The organism is Psychroflexus sp. MES1-P1E (genome assembly GCF_002836055.1).
Classification (GTDB): Bacteria; Bacteroidota; Bacteroidia; order Flavobacteriales; family Flavobacteriaceae; genus Psychroflexus.
This window is the reverse complement of record NZ_PJBS01000121.1, coordinates 1-7,142: the sequence shown is the minus strand read 5'-3', so window position 1 is coordinate 7,142 and position 7,142 is coordinate 1. Positions and strand designations below refer to the sequence as shown.

The window sequence follows — 7,142 nt, the reverse complement described above, 5'->3', positions numbered from 1 at the left end:
TAAATCGATTCTAATTGTCTTCTAAGAGAATCAATGATTTGTCTTACAAAATGAATTTCAAAAAGCTCAAAATTATCTTTATCAAAAATATCTCCACAATTACCAAGGTCAATATATATTGGTAATATCTTATTATCTAAGTATTCAGAATTGTTTTTTATTGATTTCAGACATTCATAATATCCTTTTAATAAGGCAGATGTTTTTCCTGTGCCTCTCCTTCCTGAAACATAGTTGTCTTGCTTCTGTAGGATACTACTAATAGAATTAAAGAAATCTAAATAATATTCGCTTAAATTATCTAGTTCTGTAAGTTTGTCAAGAGATAAATAATCAGCTCTTAATATTGAATCAAATGAATTCTTAATTTTTATTTTATCTCTTGTTTGCATTTTTTTCTAATGTTGCCTAACGTTCTGGTATATGGCTCGTAGCGTGCAAATTATAAAATTATTTTCGGATTAAGCACGAGCCGAATTTTTTAATTTTTCTTATTATCTTTTTTCTCAATAAGCCAAATTAAAAAATTTGGCGGACTCGCAAATATACCGTAACTTTGATTAAGCAACTGACTAGCTATGAGCTATATACGTTGTTACCCAACGTTTTTTATTCGACTGTTTTTTTAAATTTCCGATTTTTACCATTTAATTCAGTCAGTTTTCCCTTTCTTAAACGAAATTTTAAATCATCAAATTCAATCCACTTCGCACTTGACAAAGCAAAACTTATATCATCTTCCTTATTCAAATTCCGAGATTTCAAAATCAGCGTGTCATCAATATTTTTCCACAACCCTTCTGTAAAATCTGAACCGTGTCCTTTATTAACCCAAAACTTGAAAGTTCTGTCTTCTTTTAAAATTAGTTTAATTTCAAATTGGTCTTTGTTTCGACCTTTATATTCGCCATAAAATAGTTTTGTTTTTCTATTTGGTGGTTCAATTTTCATTAATGAATACATTTTGTCATTAAAAATTTCGATAAATTTTTCGTCTCGAAAACCATCAGTACAAGTATGACAAAGTTTTAAATTAATAATATCGATATAGTTTAGTCGAAGAGTGTCAATCATTTTATCGGGACAACCTGAATAGCCTCCAACAGCGCTAACTAAAATTCTTTTTCCGTCAATAAATAGGGCAGTTGCAATTTGCTCAATTTTATTGTCCAACCACTGGTTGTCACTTTCGGTCAGTTTAAAGTCTTTTCTAAATCCGCTATAAATTTGAATACTACTTATTGTATTTAATTCTGATTGTAATAGTTGACTTTCAGGTTTGTTAATTGAGTCAAATTCCAAGTTTTTCGGGATGTAATTTATTAAATCGTAATACTCTTTTTCATACAGAGTTGACGATTCAGGATTTTGAGCAAAAATTAATGTGCTGAAAATTAAGTTTAATATGAAAACGGTTTTTCTCAAATGTTGGGTAACGTTTACTGTATGGTTAGTGGCGTGTTAAAATACTACAATTTTGGAAAAGCAATAAACTTTATAAAAAGTACTTTACTTTGAGTTTTACAATTTGCAGCCATTAACTATACAGATTGTTGGCAATAGTTATTTCTCGCTATCATTTAATTCAATTTTAATATTCAGATTATCTCTTGTTATAATCACAGAATTTGGTTTACCATCTTTCATGTTGAATTTTAAAAAATTAGGATAATCAATGATTTTAAATAATCCATTTTTCAAGTAGATCATTTCACTATCTTTTCGACCTGAAAAATGCTTAAAGAAAGGAGACTCTACATAAATGCGACTCTCTCTTTCTATTATACTAACCGGCATTCCCTGCCCATATAGGAAATCATTGTAGTTGCCTTTAAGTCTTTTTCTCATCTCCTCAGAAATTTCCTGAGCTTCTGAAGGATTAATCTTTTCTCCCCAATCAAAAAGTTTATATAGTTTATTCCTCACAAATGCATTAACTGGAAATCTATTGGGTTTTTCTCCATTTGCCAAGTAAACAAATCCGTTTCCGTCTTTCATAGTTGCGTAGATCCACCCACCAACCCCAGTATTGGAACCGCCACCAGCAAACCAATCTATGTTATTAGTACCAAAAGATTTCTGCCAACCATATGACCATCCACCCACTGAATTTTTTAAGGTTGTTGTTTTGGTGAGCTGTTTAGCGACATAGTTTGATATGACCTTATTGTTCCTATTTCTTAGCGCATTCTGTATTTCTACAGCAATGATAGCGAGCCCTTGAGGGGTTGACCATAGACCTGAGGCCGCTACCTGCGGTGTTATTGGTAATCCGGTTTTTATTACTTTACCATCTTTGTCGTGTACAAGAGCTACGTTTGTAAGAAATCCTTTTTCGTTGGGCTGAACCATTGTTGTGTTTTTTAAACCAAGAGGTAAAAAGATATGTTCCTCTGCAAGTTCTGCAATGGACTTGCTTAAAGTGTCCTCCAATGCCATTTGAATTATGCAATAGCCGCCTCCACTGTATTGCCAATTTGTTCCTGGTGCAAATAGAAACTCAATTTCTTTTTCGTAACGAGGTATATTACCCAACAAGCTTTCTTTAAGTGTTGGAATGGTGTCGCCTTCATAGAAATCAGCAAAACCGTGCTGGCTCGTACCCGCAGTGTGATTCAAAAAATTTTTCCAGGTAGGGTTACTGTTTTCGGTAAATTGACTCTTTGGTAGATTCCAGCGTTTTAAATAATTATCTACTGGTTTATCCAAATCAATTAACCCTTTTTCTTCTAATATAAAGCAAAGAAGAGCGGTTATTGGTTTGGCCATTGAAGCTGTAGAAAATGCAGTATTTTCATCTATTTTTTCATCAGAATTTATTGATTTACGTCCAAATTGATTTGAATAAACTACGTCATAATTTTCAAAAACCACAAGGCTAAATCCTGCAAGTTTATGATTTTCTAATTGTTGGTCAATGTTTAAACTGTCCGTAAGAAAGGTGAAATCTTTTTGTTTGGTAAATTCATTCTTGTTTGATTGACAACTTGAAATAGCCATTGTAAGAAATAGGAAATAAATAATATTTTTCATTGGTTGTTTATTATGAGACGATTGAGTTTTGATTGTGTTACGTGAGGTTAGTTTTAATTATTGCCAACGTTTAGTATATGGCATTTAGGGCAGTAGAAAGCGATAAACTTTCAAGTTTGCTCTGAGCCACATTTTTATATTTTGTTTTTAACTTATTCATCTTAAAAGCCAAATTAAAAATTTGGCGGTGTTGGTAAATAGCACTGACCTTTCTTAAACCACCGAGCGCCCTATTTGCTATATACAGTGTTAGCACCTTTATATTTTTACTCCATTTTCACGAAGAATTTTCTTGTACTTATTTAGTTTACTGTCACCGTACTGTTTTTTAATGTCCTTAAGTTCTGACACCAATAATTGGTTAAGTTCATTTTGCTTAAACGACAATAGCATTTCAAAAATTTTGTCATAGTATATCGGCCATATCTCTTCCTTATTTAGATACTCTTTCACAGAGGCTATGATTTCTTCTTGTTTTTCATCTAGGTTGTTTTTGAATAAATATTCAATGGCATATATGTTTTTTCTTTCAAATGCGTGGGTTTGAATTAAGCTAGAGTATTCATCTCCAAAAACTCTATTATTGAAGACTCTATCATATAGCAACCATTCAGCGCTGTCTGATAGTAGAATTAGGCTATCTAGTTTTAATAGATTCTTATCATTTTGAAGAGCTATTTTTTCATTATCTGATTCAAGTCTAACTTTATTCCAATACTCATGATAAATTTCAGAGGAAACGAAATCACTTCCAACCATACATCCTTTCATTGTTTTCACCCTTCTATCATCTGCTAAAAAGCGTTCAAATACTTCTATGAAGGCAGGGTTATTCCTTTCTATAAGTCCGAAAGTTGCATATGTAGCTACAGAATAGTTTGTGTCTTTAGTTAGGAGACATAGGTCATTATCGGAAGCTATGCCTAACAGCTTTTCGTAATTCCCATATTGTTCGCTTGGTGAGCCTGCATATCCAATATGACTGTCTTGGACTTCATTGAATTGAGCAATTGTATCTCTTAAATTCAAGACAGATTCATTAGTTAACGTTAGTTCTTCTTTTGAATCTTTCTCTTCTTTTTGCTTTTCAACTTGTGCTTGACAAGACGATAACGTGAGAATTATGAATATTATGAAAATTCTTGTCATACTTATTGGTGCTAACAATAGTATATAGAACATAATGTTCTATATACCTCCAATATAGGATATATATAACATTATGATCTATATATCTTTTATATAATTCTAAAAATCAAGAGGATTTTTTATTGTTTTAAAAGTATTTGTTGCTACTTGAGTATAAATCTGAGTGGTCTTGCTAGAGCTATGACCCAATACTTAAGTCAACTCCTGCCTCTAGGAGATGTGTAGAAAAACTATGCCTAAGCATATGAGGAGTTACTGTTATTCTGATCTTTGCTCTAGTATCTGCTTCTGATTGGTGTTTTGTCATAGGATTTCAGGAACAATTAAATTAAGAGATTTTTGAGCTATTACACATTCTAAATTGTGCTTAGTTAGAATTTTCACTCTTGAATCTTCGTTAAAAGGCATGAATTAGCGTTAATAAATTATCGGCAAGAAGTTAATAATTTTAAATTTTTTAGACATATTAAACACGATTTAAAGTTTATACTATTGAAATTAAGGACTCACTTTGCTTATTATCCAATCCTTATTTACCTCTTTTTGAAATATTTAATAGAATTTAATTTTTAACTGGTAATCAATCTAAAAGCAAAGCAACGGCTACATATAAATGCCGTTGCTGTTCCTGTTTGTTCCTCGTGCTTTCCTGTTGCTTTCCCTGTTGGTTTATAACAATTTAATTCATCAGAATCAACCGACAATTAACATTGGAAAACGGAGAATAAGCTGTATTACAATTGTATAATACCTGTAATACAATCTATGCACTGTTGATTACAAATCCAGGAATGGTAAATAAAAAGACGTTGCTGATTCTGTTCTTGGTGTTGTTCCTATTTTTTCCTGTTACTGGTGCTCTAAAAGAAATTGTGAGAATACAATGAAAAGGAACAGTGATTTTTTCATAACAGATTTTTGGATGAATCTTAAGCTTACAATATTTTGGTTGAATTGAAACTCAGTTACTTTGGGTTTTATCAATTAATAGCCTTTGTATGTTCTAAATTAGAGAGTGAAATTTGATTAACCAACGGTATCAAAGGCTTTACCAAGGGCATCAACGGCTTATCAACGGCAAATCAATGGCAAATCAATGGCAAATCAATGGCAAATCAACGGCAAATCAATGGCAAATCAATGGCAAATCAACGGCAAATCAATGGCAAATCAACGGCATATCAACGGCATATCAACGGCTTTGCAAAGCCGTTGATATAAACTAGTTAATCTAGTGTGGACGAAATCTATGCACTTTTAACGAAAATATTTCGTCTGACAAGAAAGCGTTTTATGACTTAAAGGTATGAACTAAGTCATTCTGAATATACGTCATTATTTCAAGTTAGCTTTTAAAGAGTCAAGGACCTGATCATGGATGTAGAATCGATTATATCTTCTAAATTTCCAGGGGTCATTCGGATCGTAAGGGTCTAAAAAAGCGGCAACTATTTTATCACGGCTTTTAGCTGGATAAACAGATAAATCTAATGTGTCTTCTTTCGAAATAAATGTAATTCTATAAGTTGCTTTTTCTCCTCTTTCTCTATCAATTGATTCTTTCCTGTAATAATTTGTGGAATCTTTAAAAAAGTCAGTATACCACTTGATTCTTGTAGAGTCTGTCACTGATCTACTATTTCTTAAGGCGTAATTATATATTTCTAATTTTTTAACTCTGCTTAAATCGTTGTCAGGAAAAACTTGTTTCATTTCACCTAAAATTGAATCTAAGCAAGAACTTAAAGACAGCGTCAGGAGCAATGTTATGACTAAATAGCCTTTTCTCATATCTAATTGATCATACTTTTTAAGTGATTAACTTTCATTCTTCTCGCATAATCTCTTTAAAACTAATATGAAACTCATTTTCTAAAAATCTCATAGTTAGCGATTGTCCCTGTAATGAAGCTTTAATTAGTTGTTATGAAAAAAGACCACTTTTAGGTTTCCATTTTGCATCTTTTCTATCAACACTTTTTATCCATATGAGTCTATTGAAAAAAAGCATGCCCTTTGATTTTACTAAAACGCTCTCTAGTGGTGGATTTGATATAAGTAAAAAATGACTTTTCTGTAGTGTGTCCTGATATGGTCATGATATCTGTGGGCTGCATTCCTGCATTATAAGCATTGGTACAAAAGCTTCGCCTTGCCGTATGGTTGGACACTCTTTCATGTTTTGGAACAGAGGTGTTTATAGTTTTACCACCTTCAGTGATTTTCATTTCAACAGGTTCGTTCATCCCCGCAGCTTTGCATATAGGTTTGATGTAAAGATTAATTTTAGCATCAGATACTTTTGAAGGAAAATTGCCTTTATACTTTTCAAGGATATCTTGAAGCTCTTTTTTTATTGGGATTTCAACCCTTTTTCCTGTTTTTTTATTCTTTATGGCTATTGCGGTCATGGTTTGTCCTGCCTCTTCAAAAGTTAAGATGTTATTTTGATCGAGTTCAAGCAGATCTGAAACTCTTAAACCAGTGTGACTGCCAATGAGAAAGAAATCTATGCACCGTTCTAGATATTCGAAACTAGGTTTTTTGATGTCATTTTCAAAATAAGCTTGATCTTTATTTTTTAAGACCTCATTCAAATCTACTTCAGCAATCTTTTTTATTTCCCCTTCATTGAGGTAGACATTTTCAACTTCTTCTGTTGGTTTGGTAAATGCCGATTTAGTATAATCTAGGCTTCTGTGAAAGTCTCTCTCAAAGGCGTCGTGCATGACCGCTTTTATATTTTTAATAATGGTGCCTTTGTAGTTCATGCTATAGTCGTTTTCACTCATATAGCTTAATAGTTTTTGGTGAAAATTGAGAGTGATCTCATCAAACTTTAACCGCTTTTTATTTTTTTGGAAACGCTCCAGAAGCTCTTTAGTATTTCTTAGTGTTTTGAGTGTGCCTTTGTTATATGGTTTTTTGGTTTTTGGTCGAGGATGCTGCCTATAAAAATC

Annotated in this window: 7 protein-coding genes and 1 pseudogene; 1 reads left to right on the top strand and 7 read right to left on the bottom strand. The window is 32.3% G+C overall.

Annotated features, from left to right (window positions below; all coding sequences use genetic code 11):
- The 5 genes and pseudogenes from CXF67_RS03355 to CXF67_RS03335 all read right to left on the bottom strand — a co-directional run.
- Positions 1–392 (bottom strand): hypothetical protein (locus tag CXF67_RS03355; protein ID WP_145990364.1); only part of this gene is annotated, 392 nt, incomplete at its 3' end.
- 217 nt (positions 393–609) lie between these two features.
- Positions 610–1,173 (bottom strand): hypothetical protein, encoded by a 564-nt coding sequence (locus CXF67_RS03350; RefSeq protein ID WP_145990363.1) that lies wholly within the window; start codon positions 1,171–1,173, stop codon positions 610–612.
- A gap of 390 nt (positions 1,174–1,563) precedes the next feature.
- Positions 1,564–3,033, bottom strand: a complete 1,470-nt coding sequence (locus CXF67_RS03345) for a serine hydrolase domain-containing protein (RefSeq protein WP_102087459.1) — start codon at positions 3,031–3,033, stop codon at positions 1,564–1,566.
- Between the two features lie 258 nt (positions 3,034–3,291).
- Positions 3,292–4,182, bottom strand: coding sequence for a hypothetical protein (locus CXF67_RS03340; protein WP_102087458.1), 891 nt, complete (start codon positions 4,180–4,182; stop codon positions 3,292–3,294).
- A 99-nt stretch (positions 4,183–4,281) separates the two neighbouring features.
- A pseudogene (locus CXF67_RS03335) lies at positions 4,282–4,468 on the bottom strand (tyrosine-type recombinase/integrase); the annotation flags it as partial.
- Positions 4,469–5,267: 799 nt separating this feature from the next.
- On the opposite strand from CXF67_RS03335, the gene CXF67_RS18065 reads away from it, so the two are divergent.
- On the top strand, positions 5,268–5,408 hold the full coding sequence (locus CXF67_RS18065) for a hypothetical protein (RefSeq protein WP_180957885.1): 141 nt from the start codon (positions 5,268–5,270) through the stop codon (positions 5,406–5,408).
- Positions 5,409–5,517: 109 nt separating this feature from the next.
- Here the strand turns inward: CXF67_RS18065 and CXF67_RS03325 are convergent, their stop codons facing one another.
- Both CXF67_RS03325 and CXF67_RS03320 read right to left on the bottom strand, forming a co-directional pair.
- The gene (locus CXF67_RS03325) at positions 5,518–5,895 is read right to left on the bottom strand and encodes a hypothetical protein (protein WP_145990362.1); all 378 of its coding nucleotides are present in this window, start codon (positions 5,893–5,895) and stop codon (positions 5,518–5,520) included.
- A gap of 281 nt (positions 5,896–6,176) precedes the next feature.
- Positions 6,177–7,142, bottom strand: a 966-nt coding sequence (locus CXF67_RS03320; protein ID WP_180957884.1) for a tyrosine-type recombinase/integrase, incomplete at its 5' end; no start/stop codon positions are given.

What these genes read in the sequence shown, in the direction of transcription:
- CXF67_RS03345 (WP_102087459.1), bottom strand. Translation starts at nt 3,033, where the DNA reads ATGAAAAATATTATTTATTTCCTATTTCTTACAATGGCTATTTCAAGT.
- CXF67_RS03340 (WP_102087458.1), bottom strand. Translation starts at nt 4,182, where the DNA reads ATGACAAGAATTTTCATAATATTCATAATTCTCACGTTATCGTCTTGT.
- CXF67_RS18065 (WP_180957885.1), top strand. Translation starts at nt 5,268, where the DNA reads ATGGCAAATCAATGGCAAATCAATGGCAAATCAACGGCAAATCAATGG.
- CXF67_RS03325 (WP_145990362.1), bottom strand. Translation starts at nt 5,895, where the DNA reads ATGAAACAAGTTTTTCCTGACAACGATTTAAGCAGAGTTAAAAAATTA.